Genomic DNA, 17,038 nt, shown 5'->3' on the forward strand with positions numbered 1-17,038 from the left:
TACCATTGGCCCGGGCGTGACTCACCAGACGATCACCACCGGTGTAGCTGAACCGCCCCTGCTGCGGCTCGGTGGCATCCCACTTCATCTCGTTCTCGGCCACGACACTGTTGAACTCGCGGTTCAGGACGGTCACGTACGCGCTGGTGGAGAGTTTGCCGGTCGCAACGGCGGCGCCGAAGTAGCGACCCTTCTCGGCCGCCGACGCCCCGAGGGTCGTTCCGGCACTGGCCGAGGTGGACAGCGTCATCGCCATGCCGGCGGCGAGTGTGCCCGCGACGGCGAGGGTCACCGCCGCGCGCAGGGCTCTTCTGTGGTTCATGTGAAGTCCTTCTCTGTGGTGGTTCCAGGGATGGAGGTGCAGCGACTGACGCCGCTCCGGCGACGGTCCTGGCGGGGGCGGGTGTACGTCGCCGGCGCTCGCCTGACCAGGAGAGCGCCGCTGGAGTGCTCGGAGCGACGTCTCGTCCATCGCGGGCGGAGGCCAGGACGAGCGGGAGCCCGGTCGCCGTAGACGGCGCCCACTGATGGGAGTCCTGACACGACGTCCGGCATGCCCTGGGCGGACGTCGTGCTCCGAGGTGCGACCGGCAGGCTCGCCCGGTGAGCCTCAGGTACGGCCGCCCTCAACCATCGACTGTGAGCGATAACATGCCGTTCGTCAAGTCGTCACGAACCGCGCCGATCCATTCGGGTGCCGGAGCCGCGCGGGCGCGGCCCCGGCACCGCGCGTCACTGCAACGAGGCGTCGTCGACGAGGAGGCTGTCGCTTCCCTCCGCCGTCTCCACGTAGAAGGTGGCATTGGACAGCGTTCCGCTCCACGAGGCGGTCGCGGTGCCGGTGAGCTGCGTCCAACCGTTGGCGTTCACCCCCGCCGTCGGGGTCAGCTGCACGTAGGTCGTCGTGCCGTTGGCGGTCAGGGAGAGAGTCGCCTTCGCCGACGGCGTGCCGCTCTGCGACCGTACCCAGACGCTCGTGGTGTAGCTCTTGCCGTTGGTGAGCTTCGAGGTCACGTCCTGACCGGGGCCGTTCCACGCCGCGGTGCGACCGGTGATCGACAGCGACCCGGCGCCGCCGTGCACGACGGACGTGTTCGACGCCAGCGTCCCGCTGCCGCGCACGCTCCAACCCGTCGTGCCGCTCTCCAGGTTGCCGTTGGTGAGCAGGTTCCCGCCGCCGCCACTGGTGCCGCTGAACTGCCACCAGTTCACGTTGAACAGGTTGCCGCTGCCGCCGGCGAAGCGGAGGAACACGTCCCGCGTTCCGGTCGCCCCACTGACCGCGCAGGTGGTGTTGGTCCAGGTCTGCCAGCCGCCGGTGACCGGAACGGTGCAGGTGCCCACCAGCGGACCGTTGCTGTTGTCCAGCCGCACCTCGATCCGCCCACCGCTGCCCGCCGAGGCGACCCGCGCGTTGAACGAGGTCGCGCCGGCGCCGAACGCGACGCCCTTGACCTTGATGTAGTCGCCGTTCTCGATCCAGCCGACGTTCATTCCGCCCTCGCTGGACGCCTCCGTCTCGATGCCCGAGCCCCAGGCGATCGTCTCGGCCTCCTGCCGGACGTACGGGTTCAGCGTGCCCACCTGGGGCGCGCCCGTGGTGGTCATGTTGATCGTCGGGAAGGTGCCGTTGGAGTTGTAGGTGAACTTCTCCACCGCGACCGAGCGGGTGTAGCCGCCACCGCCCGGCAGGGCTCCGTTGTGGTAGAAGAAGTACGAGCCTCCGTTGAAGTCGACGACGCCGGCGTGGTTGGTGAAACTGCCGCCCTGCCTGGGCATGATCGTTCCCCGGTAGGTCCACGGTCCGGTGGGGCCGGGCGCCGTCGAGTAGCCGATGAACTCGGAGCAGCATTCCGCCGCGAACACGTTGTAGTACTGGCCGTTGCGCTTGTAGACCCAGGGCCCCTCCTCGTACAGGGTGGGCCTGCTCGCGTTGCCGTTGCGGGTGCCGAACCCGGCGGTGGTAAGCGGGATCTTGGTAGCGGCGCCGGAGTAGGAGATCATGTCCGGGTTCAGCTTCACGTACCACAGGTTCGGGTTGCCCCAGTACAGGTACGCCTGCCCGTCGTCGTCGATGAACACGGTCGGATCGATCTCGCCGTTGCCCACCAGGGGTCGGCCGATGGCGTCGCGGAACGGCCCGGTGGGGCTGTCACCCACCGCCACGCCGATGGCCATCGAGTTGGTCGCCCGGTTGGTCACCGGCACGTACCAGTAGAACTTGCCGTTGCGGGCGATGACCTGGCCGGCCCACGCGTTCGCGCTCGCCCAGCTGAAGGTGCTGATGTTCAGCGGCGAGCCGTGGTCGGTCCAGTTGACCATGTCGGCGGACGACCAGACCCGCCATTCCTTCATCGTGAAGTACGTGGAGCCGTCCTCGTCGTGGCCGGTGTAGAGGTACACCCGTCCGTTGTGCACCAACGGGGCCGGGTCTGCGGTGTAGATGTGCTGGACGATGGGGTTGTCCGCCCTGGCCGTGCCCGGGACCAGTGCGAGGACGCACACCAGGCTCATCAGCCAGGCGATGCCGCGCCTGGCGCCGGGGTTGCTGCGTGCTGTGGTTCGGATTGCCACCTTCACGGTTACTCCCTGAGAATTCGCGGCGATCTGCCGCGACGCTGGCTGCCGGTCGGCCAGGTGCCACCGAGGACCCGGACCGAGGGTCTCAATCCCTTCGCTGTTAGCGTTAACAGATGCTCGATGACACCTCCCCTGCCCGCTCGGCACGCGTTTGACCTGGGTTTTCGTGACGTTCGATATCAACTTCGCAACCGCGTCGCCGCACTGTTGTATCGACGTTGACATCTAAGATTTACGATGCACCGTACTGAGCGGCGGGTCGGCCGTCAACGGAAGCTCGGCAGGAGGCGCGCTGACCCTCCGTCACGGGCGGCCCGCCGGGCCGAGGTCGAGAGCCGCAGCACCCCCGCAACCGTGCCACCCGGCCCAAGTCGACGACGCGAACCGGGTTGCGAGGGGTGCCGAGCACCAGATATGTTAACGATCACATCGATAGGCGTACATGACACGCCGGGCGCCGTGCTGGAGGAGAGGTCGCCTCCGTGCCGTTGACCCGACGCGCGTTCACCCTGGGCGCCCTGCCCGCGACGGCCTCAACTGACGCGGTCGCTCGCAGCTCAGCACCGAGGAACGCGACCGGGCCGAGCACCGTCGACCGACCGGTGGGCGCGGGGCGGTCAGCGCAGTCGCCGGGCGGCGAACCGGGTCGGCGGGTCCGCGATCGCGTCCTGGGCCGCGATGAGCTGGATCTCCCGGGTGCCGGCCGCGAGGGTGGCCTCCAAAACCGCGAAGACGGAGGCGATGGTGCGTTCCAGTGCCGTGGCGGGCGAGCCGGCCGTGCACAGGTGCGCGAGGTAGAGCGCGGCGGTGACGTCGCCGCCGCCGTTCGGGCTGATCGGCAGCAGGGGCGTGGTCACCGACCAGGCGCCCTCGTCCGAGACGGCCACCACCTCCAGTGATCCCGCCGGCACGTCGGCATGAAGCACGCTGGTCACCAGAACGTGCCGTGGCCCGGTGGCGCGGACCACGTCGACCGCGTCCAGCACCTCGGCCAGGGAGGTCGTCGCACGGCCGGCGAGGAAGTCCAGCTCGAAGTGGTTCGGGGTGATGATGTCCGCGCGGGGAACCACGACGTCGCGCATGTACTCCGGAATTCCGGGCCGGACGAACATGCCCCGGCCGGTGTCGCCCAGCACCGGGTCGCAGCAGTACACGGCGTTCGGGTTGGCCGCCTTGACCAGGTCCACCGCGTCGAGGATCACCGCACCCATCGCCGGGTCGCCCTGGTAGCCCGACAGCACGGCGTCGGCGCTGCCGAGGACCCCCCGATCCGCGATGCCCGCGATCACCTCGGCCACCTGGGCCGGATCCAGCAGCGGCCCACGCCACGCGCCGTAGCCGGTGTGGTTGGAGAAGTGCAGGGTCAGGACCGGCCAGACCTCGTGCCCGAGGCGTTGCAGGGGAAACGCGGCGGCCGAGTTGCCGACGTGGCCGTAGGCGACCGACGACTGGATGGACAGGATCTTCACCCGACCATCATGGCCGGTCCCACCGGCGGCCCGCGTACGGCCCGCCGATTCTGTCCGCCGAGCCACGCCGGAGCGCGCAACGCCGAAATTTTCGGGCTCGGACAAGCCGAAGGTACCGCAGGTCACTCGATGGATTACCGAAAGTTTTCACGGTTGACGGCGGACATCGATCGGCTTAACGTTTCGGGCACGTTTCAGGCCCTCCTCGGGACCACCGGCACCAACCTCGCTCCCCGCACATCCGCACCGGACCCGCACTCTCGCGCTCATGATCGAAAGTTGTCGATCAATGTCGAAGGGAAGGCAGATGAAGCCAAGACAGTTGATCACTGTCGGGGTGGTCGCCGTCGCGACCGTCGCGGCGCTGAACACGGTGCCGGCCACCGCCAGCCGGCCCTACGATCCGACGGCGCAGAGCCTGGCCACTCTCGGCCTGCGCCACGGGCTGCACGTCGGCACCGCCGTGAACGCGACGGCCCTCAACGACGCCAACGACCCGCAGTACCGCCGGCTGGCCGCCACCGAATTCTCCTCGGTCACCGCGGAGAACGCGATGAAGTGGGAGAGCCTGGAGCCCACCCGTGGCACCTACGACTGGACCGCCGCGGACCAGCTCGTCGAGTTCGCCAAGCGCAACCGGCAGAGCGTGCGCGGCCACGTGCTGGTCTGGCACAACCAGCTGCCCGCCTGGCTGACCAGCGGCGTCGCCGACGGCTCCATCAGCAAGCAGGAGCTACGCGAGCTGTTGCGCAAACACATCACCACGGTCGTCAACCGCTACAAGGGCAAGATCTGGCAGTGGGACGTGGTCAACGAGGCGGTCAGCGACCCGTGGGACACCCCGAACACGCTGCACTACAAGGGCTTCTGGGCGGAGAACCTCGGCCCCGGCTACATCGCCGACGCGTTCCGCTGGGCGCGTGCCGCCGACCCGAAGGCACTGCTGTTCTACAACGACTACAACATCGAGGCGTTCGGCTCCGGCAACCCGGCCGACGACAAGACGCAGTTCGTGTACGACATGGTCAAGGGCCTGCTCGCACAGCGCGTCCCGATCGACGGAGTGGGCTCGCAGGGCCACCTCGGCACCCAGTACGGCAACTTCGACACACTCCAGGTGACCGCCGCGCTGAAGAAGTTCGCCGCGCTGGGTCTCGCCACCGCGTTCACCGAGGTCGACGTCCGGAGCCAGATGACCGAGGGCGTCCAGGCCGGCGACTCGGCCGAGATCAACCCCCGGTTGCAGGCGTCGGCCGCCAACTTCAGCGTGCTGATGAAGGCGTGCCTCGCCGTGCGGAGCTGCCTGTCGTACACGGTCTGGGGCTTCACCGACCGGTACTCGTGGGTGCCGGACTGGTTCAACGACCCGCCGGAGGGTCTGGCGACCATCTACGACGAGAACTACCAGCCCAAGCGGGCGTACCAGGAGGTGAAGTCCGACCTCATCTTCGCCGGGCCGCCGTACGTCCTGCCACGCAGCACGCCCAGGCCGCGTCACCGCGAGGTGACCGCTCAGTCGCTCGGCAGAAGTGGACGCATGAAGGTTCTCTCGTAGCGCAGCACGCAGCCCGACCCGTCGCGGATGCGGTCCGCCGCGACGAACTCCGGGGCACTGCCGAACCGCGCCCGGTAACGTTCGTACGCCGCCAGGCTCTCGAAGCTGAACAGCGCCTCCGCCCGGTCGCTGGCACCCTCGGCGGGCAGAGAATAGCCATGGTGCAGGGCTCCGCGCGGGGTCCTGCTGTCGGTCTGCCGGCAGTACGATCACTGGCACCTCGCGCCTCCCCCATCCGGAGTCCGCATGTCCGAGCAGCCGACCGCCACCCTCGCCCGCTCACGGGTCGGGATCCTCGGCCGGCGTGCGGCCGGGCATCCGTACCGCGCTCTCCGCCGAGCCCTCGTCGTCGGCTGGCTCGCCGCCGCCGGGGTGCCGGCCGGATCGCCGGTAGCCGAAGCCCCCGCGCCCACGACGCTGCGGGTGCTCCAGCTGAACCTCTGCAACAGCGGTCGCGCCAGCTGCTACACCGGCCGCTCGCTGACCAGGGCCGCAGAGGTGATCAGGGCGGAGCGACCCGATCTGATCACCCTCAACGAGATCTGCCAGGACGACGTGCCAGCCCTGCTAGGGGTGTTCACGGCCGTCCACAACGGCGCCAGGGTCGTGTCCGCCTTCCAGGCCGCTGGTGACCGCCCCAGCGGCGCCGACACCCGGTGCCGCGACGGTCAGCCGTACGGCATCGGGCTGCTGACCCGGCTGGCGGCGGACAGTCGGTACGCCGTACACAGCGGGCTCCACCCGACACAGGACGTCGCGGACCCCGAGGAACGACCCTGGCTCTGCGTGCACGTCGATGGCGCAGTGCACGCCTGCACCACGCATCTGGCGGCCACCAGCCGCGCCGTCGCGCTCACCCAGTGCGCCCACCTACTCGGCGAGATCCTGCCCGCCATTCGCAGGAGCACCGGGTACACGCCCACCGTACTGAGCGGCGACCTCAACCTCCGCCTCGGCGACGACCCCGCCGTCCGGTCCTGCGAGCCGCCGGGCTACCTGCGCGCCGGCGACGGCGCCGTGCAACACGTCCTGGTGACCAACGACCTCGCGCTCTGCTGCGCCCGGTCGGTCACCATGGGCGGGACGACCGACCACCCCGCGCTGCTGGCCACCCTCACCATCGACCCCAGGCGTACGAACCGTGGCTGACGTCGCGGCCCCCGGGCGTCGTGCCCGCCACACGGCCCCGGGTGGTCAAGCAGCGAGTTGGTAGCGGGCCTGGTGAGTGCGCTGGCGCTCCTGGCCCTCTTCGGCGCCGGCGCTCGGCCCGGCTGTCGACGCGTTCGTCCAACAAATTCGATATCCGGCGGCCGGAGCGCAGTGATACACAACCGAGGTGCAGAACATTGTGGAGTTCCCCGAGGTCCTGCGGCTGATCGAAGATCGCTCGGCCGCGTTCCGCGCCGCGATCGCGTCCGCCCCCGACCTTGACGTGCGGGTCCCGACCTGCCCGGACTGGACGCTGCGCGAACTGGCGCAGCACGTCGGCGACGGCCGCCGCCGCCAGGCCGCCATCATCGCGGCGGGCCCGGGCGCTGAGCCCCCGGCGAGGACGGACCCGAAGGGCGCCCCGACCGCGCCCCGCGACCGCGAAGCCCTGGACGCCTGGCTCGCCGAGTCCACCGAGCTCATGCTCGGCGCGATGCGCGAAACCGGCCCGGACCGCGGCTGCTGGACCTGGTGGGGCCGCTCGCAGGCCCCGGAGACCAGCGGAGCGGTGGCCCGGCACCAGATCCAGGAGATGGCCGTCCACACCTACGACGCTCAGCTCACCCAGGGGGCCGCACAGCCGCTGCCGACGTACGTCGCGGTCGAGGGCGTCGACGAGTTCCTGACGACCGTTTCGGCGACGACCGTCCCCTGGCCGTTCAAGCCGGCGACCATCGACCTGCACACGACCGAGGGCCGCTCCTGGCGCCTGACGCTCAACGCCGACGGCGTCCGCTGCGACGACCTCGCCGCCGACGCGGAGCCGGGCGACATGGCGATGCGAGGCGCAGCGAGCGAACTGGTCCTCTACTTCTACCAGCGGGTCCCGCTCGACGGCCTGGAGACCACCGGCGACACCGAGCCGATGGAGCAGCTCGCAGACTGGGACCCGAACGCGTGAACCCGCATGATCGTGACCAGCTCCGCCACCACGCCCCCCAAAACCCGTCGGATGTCCGTCTCGTCCAACCGGTTCCCGCGCCGCCACCGCCAACCCGGTAAACGTTCCCGGTCAGAGCACCAGCCGCTGACCGTTTCCAACCCGCCGGCTCGGGGAACAACCGCGTCTGGACGGTGGGTCAGGGCAGCAGGATGACGTGCAGTTGGCGGGGGCCGTGCACACCCTCCACCCGGATGAGTTCGATGTCGCTGGTGGCCGACGGGCCGCTGATCCAGGTCAGCGGGCGGTGCGGCGTCAACCGGGCCAGGGCCTCCGGCACGGTGGCCACCACCTGCTCGGCCCGCAGCACGCACACGTGTCGGTCCGGCAGCAGGCTGAGCACCCGGCGACCCTGGTCGGGCGAGCCGTCGAGGACGACCGTGCCGGTCTCGGCGACGGCGACGGCGGCACCGGTGACGACGGCGTCGGCCGCGCCGATCCGCGCGTGGTCGAGGCCGTCGTCGGGTAGCGCGGTCACCGTCGGCGGCAGCCAGGCAGACGGCAGACCCGGGGGTACGACGACCGTGCCCCCGCCGGCAGGATGTCGGCGATCGTGTCGGCGACGGCGGCCTCGGCGACCTGGTGCACGTGCGCCCGGTAGTCGGTCAACCGATCCACCAGCTGGTCGAGGTCGAGCCTGCCCGCGTACCGGTAGTCGCGCGGCACCTCGACGGGAGTCTGGGCGCCGGCGGCGAGCGCGGCCCGCAGCCGGCCGAGGACGAGGTCACGGGCGCTCATCGGGCGGCCCACCAGTCGCGGAACGTCTGCGCCGGCGGCTGGGGCAGGTCGCGGCTGCCGCTCCAGCCGTTCAACGGGCGGCGGCAGCCCCCGGCCGCCCCGGCCGGCGAGCCGGCTCAGTCGGGCGGCGCGCTGCGCGGCCTCGTACAGCCGGGGATGGTCCATCGTGTACGCGGCGGCGGCCATCGCGATCGACTCGGCGGTGGGCCGGCGTTGCGAGTCGACGGCCTCGGCACGCAGGTGCACCAGCACCTCCGGGATGTTGATCTGCACTGGGCAGGCGTCGTAGCACGCACCGCACAGCGTCGACGCGTACGGCAGGGAGGCGTTGTCGTCGATGCCGGTGAGCTGGGGCGACAGCACAGCGCCGATCGGCCCCGGATAGACCGACCCGTACGCGTGCCCACCGGCGCGTTCGTAGACCGGGCACACGTTGAGGCAGGCCGAGCAGCGGATGCACCGCAGCGCCTGCCGACCGACCTCGTCGGCGAGCACCGCGCTGCGGCCGTTGTCCAGTAGGACCAGGTGGAACGCCTGCGGCCCGTCGCCGGGAGTCACCCCGGTCCACATCGACGTGTACGGGTTCATCCGCTCCCCCGTCGACGCCCTGGGCAGCAGTTGGAGGAACACCTCCAGGTCCCGCCAGGTCGGCACGACCTTCTCCACGCCCATGAGGGTGATCAGTGTTCGCGGCAGGGTCAGACACATCCGGCCGTTGCCCTCGGACTCCACCACGGCCAGGGTGCCGGTCTCGGCGACGGCGAAGTTCGCCCCGGACACCGCGACCGGCGTACTCAGGAACGTCTCCCGCAGAAAGCGGCGCGCGGCGGCCGCGAGGGCCGCCGGGTCGGCGGTCAGCGCCGGGTCGACGCCGGGCATCTCACGGAGGAAGATCTCCCGGATCTCCGCCCGGTTGCGGTGGATCGCGGGGACCAGGATGTGGCTGGGCCGGTCGTCGCCGAGCTGCACGATGAGCTCCGCGAGGTCCGTTTCGACGGCGGTGACGCCGGCCGCGTGCAGTGCCTCGTTGAGGCCGATCTCCTGGGTCGCCATCGACTTGACCTTGATGACGCGGTCCGCGCCGGCCGCCCGGACGAGGTCGGTGATGATGCGGTTGGCCTCGACCGCGTCGGCCGCCCAGTGCACCACTCCGCCGGCAGCGGTGACCTTCTCTTCGAGCTGTTCCAGCAGCTCCGGCAGCCGGTTCAGGGTGTCGGACTTGATCGCCGCGCCTGCCGCCCGCAACTGCTCCCAGTCGGGGGATTCGGCGATGACGCCGGCGGACTTGGCCCGGATCGTGCTCGTCGCGTGCCGGAGGTTGCGCCGCAGTTGCGGGTCGGCCAGGCTGCGCCGCGCGGCCGCCGGGAACGACTCGTCGCCGCGCAGGTGCCCCACCCCGGGCGGGGCGGTCGCCGGCATGCCGAGGAACGTCGGACGCGTCACGGTCGCACCGCCGATTCGTGTTCGGTCGAGGCCAGGATCTCCGCGAGGTGCACGGTACGCACGCCGGTGCGCAGCCGCGACAGCCCGCCTCCGATGTGCATGAGGCAGGAGGCGTCGCTGGCGGTGCAGACGTCGGCGCCGGTGGAGAGCACGTGGCGCATCTTGTCGGCCAGCATCGCGGTGGAGGTCTCCGCGTTCTTCACGGCGAACGTGCCGCCGAACCCGCAGCACTGCTCGGCGGCGGGCAGCTCGACCAGGTCGAGGCCGCGCACCTCGCGCAACAGCGCTCGCGGCCGGTCGCCCACCCGCAGCATCCGCAACGAGTGGCAGGTCGGATGGTAGGTGACCCGATGCGGGAAGTACGCCCCCACGTCCGTCACCCCGAGCACGTCGACCAGCAACTCGGACAGCTCGTACGTACGCGCGGCCACCGACTCCGCCCGACTGGTCAACGATGTGTCGCCCGCCCGCCGGGCCACCATCGCGTGCTGATGCCGCACCGACCCCACGCAGGAGCCCGACGGCGCGACGATCACGTCGTACGGGTCGAAGACCCGCACGTGCCGACGCACCAACGGCACCGCGTCGGACCGGTAGCCGGTGTTGATGTGCATCTGCCCGCAACAGGTCTGCTCCGGCGGGAAGACCACCTCGTGGCCCAGCCGCTCCAGCAGGCGCACGGTCGCCATCGCCGCCTGCGGGAACATGGTGTCGGCCAGACAGGTCACGAACAGCGCGATCCGCACGTCACACTCCCGTCCGTCGGCTCGCCCCGCCTCGGCGTGGACCGTCCGGTGTCGTCACGACCGGACCCGTAGGTGGGTGACTCCACCGTCGACGTCCAGCACCGTACCCGTGGTGGACCCCGCCCGGGGAGATGCGAGGTAGACGATCGCGTTCGCGACCTCCTCCGGTGTCACCAGGCGTCCGATGGGCTGGCGGGCCCGCAGCGCCACCCGCTCGGCGGCCGGGTCCTCCGCCTGTGCCAGCAGCGCCCGACCCACGGCGTGTCCGCTGTGCCGGGGCACACGCAGTTGACCCGCACACCTTCGCGGACGTGGTCGGTGGCCATGGCGAGGGTCAGCGACAGCACGGCGCCCTTGCTGGCCGAGTAGAGCGCCCGGCCGGGGAGGCCGTTGAGCGCGGCGATGGACGAGACGTTGACGACCGACGCGTGACCCGAACGGCGCAGCCACGGCAGCGCCTCGCTGACGACTCTCGCCATGCCGACCACGTTGACGTCGAGCACGCGCCGCCACTCGTCGTCGGTGTTGTCGGCGACGGTTCCGGTCGCCCCGATCCCGGCGTTGTTGACCACCACGTCGATGCCGCCGAGCGTGCCGGCGGCCGCGGCGACCGCCGTCGCCACCGACGCACGGCTCGACACGTCGGCGGCGAAGCCGGCGATGTCCTCCGGAAGCCCGCTCGGGTCGAGGTCGAGGACGGCCACCTCGGCGCCCCTCGCCCGCAGCTCCACGGCAGTGCGCGACCGATGCCGGAGGAGCCACCCGTGACGATCGCGCTCAGCCCGGCGAACTCCCCGCTCATGCCGCCACCAGCGTCTGGCGCGCCCGCCCCAGGCCGGTGATCTCCAGCTCCACCACGTCACCGGCACGCAGGTACGGATGATCGGGAAGCCCGAGCGCCACCCCGGCCGGCGTCCCCGTGTTGATCACATCGCCGGGGTACAGGACCATGAACTGGCTCAGATACCAGACGACGTGCGAGACCGGAAAGATCATGTCGCCGGTGGTGCCGTTCTGGCGGAGAGCCCCGTTGACCCACAACCGCAGCGACAGCGACTGCGGATCGTCGACCTCGTCGGCCGGCACGAGGCACGGCCCCAGCGGGTTGAACGTCTCGCAGCTCTTGCCCTTGTCCCACTGACCTCCGCGCTCGAGCTGGAAACCTCGCTCGGAGACGTCGTGCGACACCGCGTACCCCGCGATGTGCCGCATGGCCTGCTCCGGGGACTCGGCGTAGCGGATGGTCGTGCCGACGACGACCGCGAGCTCGACCTCCCAGTCGGTCTGGGTGGACCCGCGCGGGACGTGGACGTCGTCGAACGGCCCGACCAGCGTCATCGGGTCCTTCATGAAGACCACCGGCTCGGCGGGGAGCGGCGCGCCCGTCTCCGCCGCGTGGTCGCGGTAGTTGAGTCCAATGCAGACGATCTTGTTGGGTCGCGCGACGGGCGCGCCCACCCGCAGGGAGTCCGCGTCGGGCAGCTCGGCCAGCTCGCCGCGCTCAAGCGCGGCACGGGTACGCGCGATCCCGTCCGACGACCAGAACGCCCCGTCCAGGTCGGCGGTCAGGGCACGCAGGTCGAAGGTCGTACCGTCGTGCTGGACGACCGGGATCTCCCGACCGACCGGGCCGAGACGCAGAAAGTTCACATCGATCTCCTCTGTGGTCGGGCTCCCTGGACCGCGCTGTTGCGGAGCACCCTCACATTCAACACCGACGCTCCCGGCCGCCGGCCTCGGCGGGTGCCGGGCACGTACCGAAGCCCGCCCGACCTGCCGACGCTGAATCGACACGTCCGTCGGCCGCAGCGGGCCGTCATCCGTCGGCGGACCGGATGCTTCTGATGCGAACTGGCGCAACGCGACGTCCGAGGGGTCGTTGACCACCCGGAGGGGTGGCGGGGATGTCGAACGTGTGGGCGGCGCGGCTGTTGCGAGATCCCGGTGCGTCACACCGAGCCGCGTTTCTTGAGCTCTTCTTCGATCTGGTCTTCGTGTTCGCCCTCACCCAGGTGGCTCAAGGGCTGGTCAAGGAGGTGACCGCAGCCGAACCCGAGCGCAATGTGCTGCGGGGCGCGGCGGGGGCGGTGTTCTTCTTCCTGCTGCTCTGGCTGATCTGGATGCTGGCGGCCTGGGTGACCAGCCTGTACGACCCGGAGCAGACATTCGTCCAGATGTTGGTGATCGTCGTCATGTTCGGCACCCTGGTGCTGGCCGTGACGATGCCCGACGCGTCCGGTCACCGGGCCGTCCTCTTCGCCGTTGCCTACGTGACCATCCAGCTCGGCCGGCCGCTGGCGCTCACCCTGGCGTTACGCCAGCACCCACGTCGCAAGGTGACCACCCGGATCACGATCTGGTCAGCGGTCGCCGCGCTGCCCTGGCTGATCGGCGCCGTGATGAATCAACCAGCCCGTCTCGTGCTCTGGACGGCCGCGTTGGGCATCGAATACGTGGGGTTCGCCGCCGGCTGGCCGATACCCCGACTCGGGGCGTCCCGGGTGGACCAGTGGGTGATCAGCGGGCCGCACCTGGTGGAGCGCTACCAGCAGGTGTTCCTCATCGCCCTCGGCGAGGCGGTCCTGGTCATCGGCCTGACCGCCACCAACGCGACGCCCACCGTGGGCGAGGCCGCCGCCTTCGTGACCGCATTCGCGATCACCGTGCTGCTCTGGCGCATCTACTTCCATCGCACGGGCCGCCTGTTGCCCGAGGCGATCCGCGACGCGCGGGCCCCGGCCCGACTCGGTGAGTCGGCGACCTACACCCACCTGGTGGCGGTGGCCGGGGTGATGACCACCGCGGTGGGCTTCGAGTTGGTCATCGCGCACCCGACCGACCGGAGCGAACTGCCCTCGGCGATCGTCATTCTCGGCGGACCGGCGCTGTTCCTTCTCGCCCGTGGCTGGGCGGAGTTCGAGGTCTTCGGGCGGCTGTCCGTACTCCATCTGGTGGGGGCGCTGGTGCTGACGGCGACGATCCCGGTCGGCGCCCGGCTACCCGGACTGGCGGTGCTGATCACCGCCGGGACGGTGCTCGTCGTCATCACCCTGACCGGCACGCTCCAAAGCCGCCGCCGCCCCGCTGAGCGACCCTCGCCGCCTCTGTAGCGGCGGCGACCCAGCCTACCGGGGCGGCATCTCCCGGCGGCACGGGAACGGCGTGCCCGGCTATCCGGGTGCTGTCGCAGTGACCGTCCGATGCGTCGATTCGCCAGCGAGGGTTGACCGAAAGTGACGATCAGGCGGAGGTGTGGTACGCCAGCACACCCCGGTTGATGGCCGCTATCGCCTGACGGGCGGTGGAGCGCAGCTCCGGCGACGCGCCGCCGGAGTCGGACAGCTGACCGAGTAGGTCGACCACCTGCCGCGCCCACCGGACGAAGTCACCGGCCGGCATCTCACCGTCGATCTCGTGCCCGCTGCCGAGCACCTTGGCCAGCGCCTCACCCCGCGCCCACCGGAAGACCGGCCAGGCGAACCCGAGATCCGGCTCGCGGGTCGCGGACAAACCGCGTGCCGCCTCGTCCGCCTCGATCTCGCTCCACAGCTTCAACGTCTCGTCCACCGCGTCGGCCACCGGGCCACGCGGCAGCGACGCGCGCTCGTCGACGTCGCGGCGCGCCTCGAAGACCACCACGGACACCGCGGCGGCCAGCTCCGCCGGGGCGAGGCCGTCCCACACGCCCCGGCGCAGGCACTCGGCGACCAGCAGGTCCGCCTCCGTCCAGATCCGGCCGAGCATCCGGCCGGCGTCGGTCACCGCGCCGTCGCGGGCGAGGTAGCCGCGCTCGGTCAGCAGCGCGACGATCCGGTCGAACGTCCGAGCGAGCGATCCGGTACGCCCGGAGACCCGCTCGCGCAGCTCCTCGGTGTCCCGCTCCAGCCGCCGGCGCCGCTCCGCCCACCGGGCGTGCTCCTCCCGCTCCGGGCAGGCGTGGCAGGGGTGGCGACGTAGCTCGCCGCGCAGCTGGGTGAGCTGGTGGTCCTCGCCGGCCACCTGCCGGGAGCGGCCACCCCGCCGGCCGCCGTGCCGGTCCAGTCCGGTGCCGCTGACCTCGGCGGCCAGATCCCGTCGGCGCCCGGCGAACGGTGGTTGAAGTGCTTGGGCACCCGGATGCGGGCCAGCACCTCGGCCGGCGTGGTGAAGTCGCCGGGGCTGACCCGCCCCGCCCAGCGGTCCTGGGTGAGCACCAGCGGCCGGGGTTCGCCGAATCCGCCGGTCGCCGGGTCCAGCACGACGGCCAGCCCGGCGCGGCGCCCCGACGGCACCCGGATCACGTCACCGACCCGCAGCCGCTCCAGCGAGGCCACCGCGGCGGCCTTGCGCTGGGTCTGCCCCTGCCGGGCGATGGCCTTCTCCCGCTCGGCGATCGCCACCCGCAGCGCGAAGTACTCGTCGAAGTCGCCGTGGTGGCAGGCGGCCTCAGCGCCGTACGCCTCGATGGTTTCGGTGTTGCGCTGCACCTGGCGCGCCAGGCCGACCACCGACCGGTCCGCCTGGAACTGCGCGAACGAGGACTCCAGCAGCGCCCGGGCGGGCTCCGCGCCGACCGTGCCGACGAGGTTCACCGCCATGTTGTACGAGGGCCGGAAGCTGGAGCGCAGCGGGTAGGTGCGGGTGGAGGCGAGCCCGGCCACGTGCCGTGGGTCGGTTTCCGGGGACCACACCACGACGGCGTGCCCCTCCACGTCGATGCCCCGTCGGCCAGCCCGCCCGGTGAGCTGGGTGTACTCCCCCGGGGTCAGGTCGACGTGCGCCTCGCCGTTGTACTTGACCAGCCGTTCCAGGACCACGCAGCGCGCCGGCATGTTGATGCCCAACGCGAGGGTCTCGGTGGCGAAGACCGCCTTGACCAGACCGCGGACGAACAACTCCTCGACGATCTCCTTGAACACCGGCAGCATGCCGGCGTGGTGTGCGGCCAGGCCGCGTTCCAGCCCGTCGAGCCACTCCCAGTAGCCCAGCACCGACAGGTCCTCGCCGGGGATGGCGGTGACCCGGGACTCGACGACCCGGCGGATCTCGGCCCGCTCCTCCGGCGAGGTGAGCCGCAGCCCGGCGGCGAGGCACTGCTGCACCGCGGCGGCGCAGCCGGCCCGGCTGAAGATGAACAGGATCGCCGGCAGCAGGCCCTCCCGGTCCAGCCGGTCGACGATGTCCGGGCGCATCGGGCCACGCCAGCGGGGGCCGCGCCGACCGGAACCCGGCCCGGCGCTGCGTCCCTCCCCCAGCTCCAGGCGACGCATGGTGTCGCGGGTGTAGCGCAGCAGCTCCGGGTGCACGTCGTGCTTGCGGGCCGCGTCGGCATCGTGGAACAGGTCGAACATCCGCTTGCCGACCAGCATGTGCTGCCACAGCGGCACCGGCCGGTGCTCGCTGACCACCACGGCGGTCTCGCCGCGCACGGTGACCAGCCAGTCGGCGAACTCCTCGGCGTTGGAGACGGTCGCCGACAGCGAGACCAGGGTGACCGAGGCGGGCAGGTGGATGATCACCTCTTCCCACACCCCGCCGCGGAACCGGTCGGCGAGGTAGTGCACCTCGTCCATCACCACGTACGCGAGGCCCTGCAACGTGCTGGAGCCCGCGTAGAGCATGTTGCGCAGCACCTCGGTGGTCATCACCACCACCGGCGCGTCGCCGTTGATCGCGTTGTCGCCGGTGAGCAGGCCGACCTGCTCGGCGCCGTACCGGGCGACCAGGTCGTGGTACTTCTGGTTGGACAGCGCCTTGATCGGCGTCGTGTAGAAGCACTTGCGCCGGGTCGGCGGCGTCGCCGCGCCGTCGGCCGCCGCCGGGTCGTCGGGTCGCCCGCGCAGAGCCAGGTGTACGGCGAACTCGCCCACCACCGTCTTGCCAGCCCCGGTCGGGGCGCACACCAGCACGCCGCTGCCGCGCTCCAGCGACTGACACGCCTCCCGCTGGAAGTCATCGAGGTCAAACCCCAGGTCAAGGGCGAACTCGTCCAGCGCCGGGAACTGTGCGGCCTGCGCGGCTCGGCGGCGCGCCGCTGCGTACCGCTCGGCGGGGCTCGACATGGCACCAAGATTAGTGCGTGCCGGGGCACCGCACCCCACAAGGCCGTCCGGAGGGCCCGTCGGCGGGGGTCGGTAGGGTGCACGGCGTGCCGGACCATGCCGAACCGCCCCAGACCCGTCCGCCGGGCAGCGCCGAGGCCGCCGCCGCCCCGCGGGCGTCCCGACGGCCCGTCAAGGCGGTGCTCTTCGACTTCCACGGCACCCTCGCCCAGGTCGAGGAACCCCGGCGGTGGGTGCTGGAGGCCGCCGCGGCCTGCGGGGTCAGCCTGGACCCGGTCCGGGCCACGTCGCTGGCCGACCGGCTGCTCACCGCCGGG

General features: G+C 71.2%; 14 protein-coding genes and 2 pseudogenes. 5 read left to right on the forward strand and 11 right to left on the reverse strand.

The window, feature by feature from the left end; translation table 11 throughout:
• The 3 genes from JNW91_RS21610 to pdxY form a co-directional block, all read right to left on the reverse strand.
• On the reverse strand, window positions 1–322 hold a 322-nt coding region (locus tag JNW91_RS21610), incomplete at its 3' end, for an endo-1,4-beta-xylanase (RefSeq protein WP_203177316.1).
• A 410-nt stretch (window positions 323–732) separates the two neighbouring features.
• Entirely contained in the window at window positions 733–2,514 is a 1,782-nt protein-coding gene (locus tag JNW91_RS21615) for a family 43 glycosylhydrolase (RefSeq protein ID WP_203177323.1), read from the reverse strand.
• 683 nt (window positions 2,515–3,197) lie between these two features.
• Window positions 3,198–4,049 carry a pyridoxal kinase PdxY gene (gene pdxY / locus JNW91_RS21620; protein ID WP_203177317.1) on the reverse strand — a complete coding sequence of 284 codons (852 nt, stop codon included), beginning with the start codon at window positions 4,047–4,049 and terminating at the stop codon, window positions 3,198–3,200.
• Window positions 4,050–4,356: 307 nt separating this feature from the next.
• On the opposite strand from pdxY, the gene JNW91_RS21625 reads away from it, so the two are divergent.
• Window positions 4,357–5,604 carry an endo-1,4-beta-xylanase gene (locus JNW91_RS21625; protein WP_203177318.1) on the forward strand — a complete coding sequence of 416 codons (1,248 nt, stop codon included), beginning with the start codon at window positions 4,357–4,359 and terminating at the stop codon, window positions 5,602–5,604.
• On the opposite strand, the gene JNW91_RS21630 is transcribed toward JNW91_RS21625, so the two are convergent.
• A complete protein-coding gene (locus JNW91_RS21630) occupies window positions 5,562–5,771 on the reverse strand; it encodes an NIPSNAP family protein (RefSeq protein WP_203177324.1) in 210 nt (69 codons plus the stop codon). The genes JNW91_RS21625 and JNW91_RS21630 overlap by 43 nt on opposite strands.
• Window positions 5,772–5,850: 79 nt before the next feature.
• Here JNW91_RS21630 and JNW91_RS21635 point away from each other — a divergent pair, with 79 nt between their 5' ends.
• A complete protein-coding gene (locus tag JNW91_RS21635) occupies window positions 5,851–6,753 on the forward strand; it encodes an endonuclease/exonuclease/phosphatase family protein (protein WP_203177319.1) in 903 nt (300 codons plus the stop codon).
• A gap of 187 nt (window positions 6,754–6,940) precedes the next feature.
• Complete coding sequence (locus tag JNW91_RS21640) at window positions 6,941–7,714, forward strand: maleylpyruvate isomerase N-terminal domain-containing protein (protein WP_309244442.1); 774 nt, start codon at window positions 6,941–6,943, stop codon at window positions 7,712–7,714.
• A gap of 178 nt (window positions 7,715–7,892) precedes the next feature.
• On the opposite strand, the gene JNW91_RS33670 is transcribed toward JNW91_RS21640, so the two are convergent.
• The 6 genes from JNW91_RS33670 to JNW91_RS21665 all read right to left on the reverse strand — a co-directional run bounded on the left by JNW91_RS33670 (window position 7,893) and on the right by JNW91_RS21665 (window position 12,330).
• Entirely contained in the window at window positions 7,893–8,231 is a 339-nt protein-coding gene (locus tag JNW91_RS33670) for a LutC/YkgG family protein (protein WP_309244443.1), read from the reverse strand.
• Window positions 8,228–9,934 (reverse strand): LutB/LldF family L-lactate oxidation iron-sulfur protein, encoded by a 1,707-nt coding sequence (locus JNW91_RS21650; protein WP_407664364.1) that lies wholly within the window; start codon window positions 9,932–9,934, stop codon window positions 8,228–8,230. Before JNW91_RS21650 ends, JNW91_RS33670 begins: the two co-directional genes overlap by 4 nt.
• Window positions 9,931–10,680: a (Fe-S)-binding protein gene (locus JNW91_RS21655; RefSeq protein WP_203177320.1), complete on the reverse strand. Its 750-nt coding sequence runs from the start codon at window positions 10,678–10,680 to the stop codon at window positions 9,931–9,933. The genes JNW91_RS21650 and JNW91_RS21655 overlap by 4 nt, the downstream gene beginning before the upstream one ends.
• A gap of 54 nt (window positions 10,681–10,734) precedes the next feature.
• Window positions 10,735–10,938 (reverse strand): SDR family oxidoreductase, encoded by a 204-nt coding sequence (locus JNW91_RS33680; protein ID WP_309244445.1) that lies wholly within the window; start codon window positions 10,936–10,938, stop codon window positions 10,735–10,737.
• Entirely contained in the window at window positions 10,851–11,411 is a 561-nt protein-coding gene (locus JNW91_RS21660) for an SDR family NAD(P)-dependent oxidoreductase (protein WP_309244446.1), read from the reverse strand. The genes JNW91_RS33680 and JNW91_RS21660 overlap by 88 nt, the downstream gene beginning before the upstream one ends.
• A 67-nt stretch (window positions 11,412–11,478) precedes the next feature.
• Window positions 11,479–12,330 carry a fumarylacetoacetate hydrolase family protein gene (locus tag JNW91_RS21665; protein WP_203177321.1) on the reverse strand — a complete coding sequence of 284 codons (852 nt, stop codon included), beginning with the start codon at window positions 12,328–12,330 and terminating at the stop codon, window positions 11,479–11,481.
• A 254-nt stretch (window positions 12,331–12,584) separates the two neighbouring features.
• Here JNW91_RS21665 and JNW91_RS21670 point away from each other — a divergent pair, with 254 nt between their 5' ends.
• Window positions 12,585–13,790, forward strand: a complete 1,206-nt coding sequence (locus JNW91_RS21670; protein WP_203177322.1) for a low temperature requirement protein A — start codon at window positions 12,585–12,587, stop codon at window positions 13,788–13,790.
• A 130-nt stretch (window positions 13,791–13,920) separates the two neighbouring features.
• Here JNW91_RS21670 and JNW91_RS21675 read toward each other — a convergent pair.
• Window positions 13,921–16,721, reverse strand: a pseudogene (locus JNW91_RS21675) (DEAD/DEAH box helicase).
• Between the two features lie 86 nt (window positions 16,722–16,807).
• Between JNW91_RS21675 and JNW91_RS21680 the strand changes: the two are divergent.
• Window positions 16,808–17,038 (forward strand): annotated as a pseudogene (locus tag JNW91_RS21680) (haloacid dehalogenase); the annotation flags it as partial.

The organism is Micromonospora parastrephiae (genome assembly GCF_016802865.1).
GTDB classification, from domain to species: Bacteria; Actinomycetota; Actinomycetes; order Mycobacteriales; family Micromonosporaceae; genus Micromonospora; species Micromonospora parastrephiae.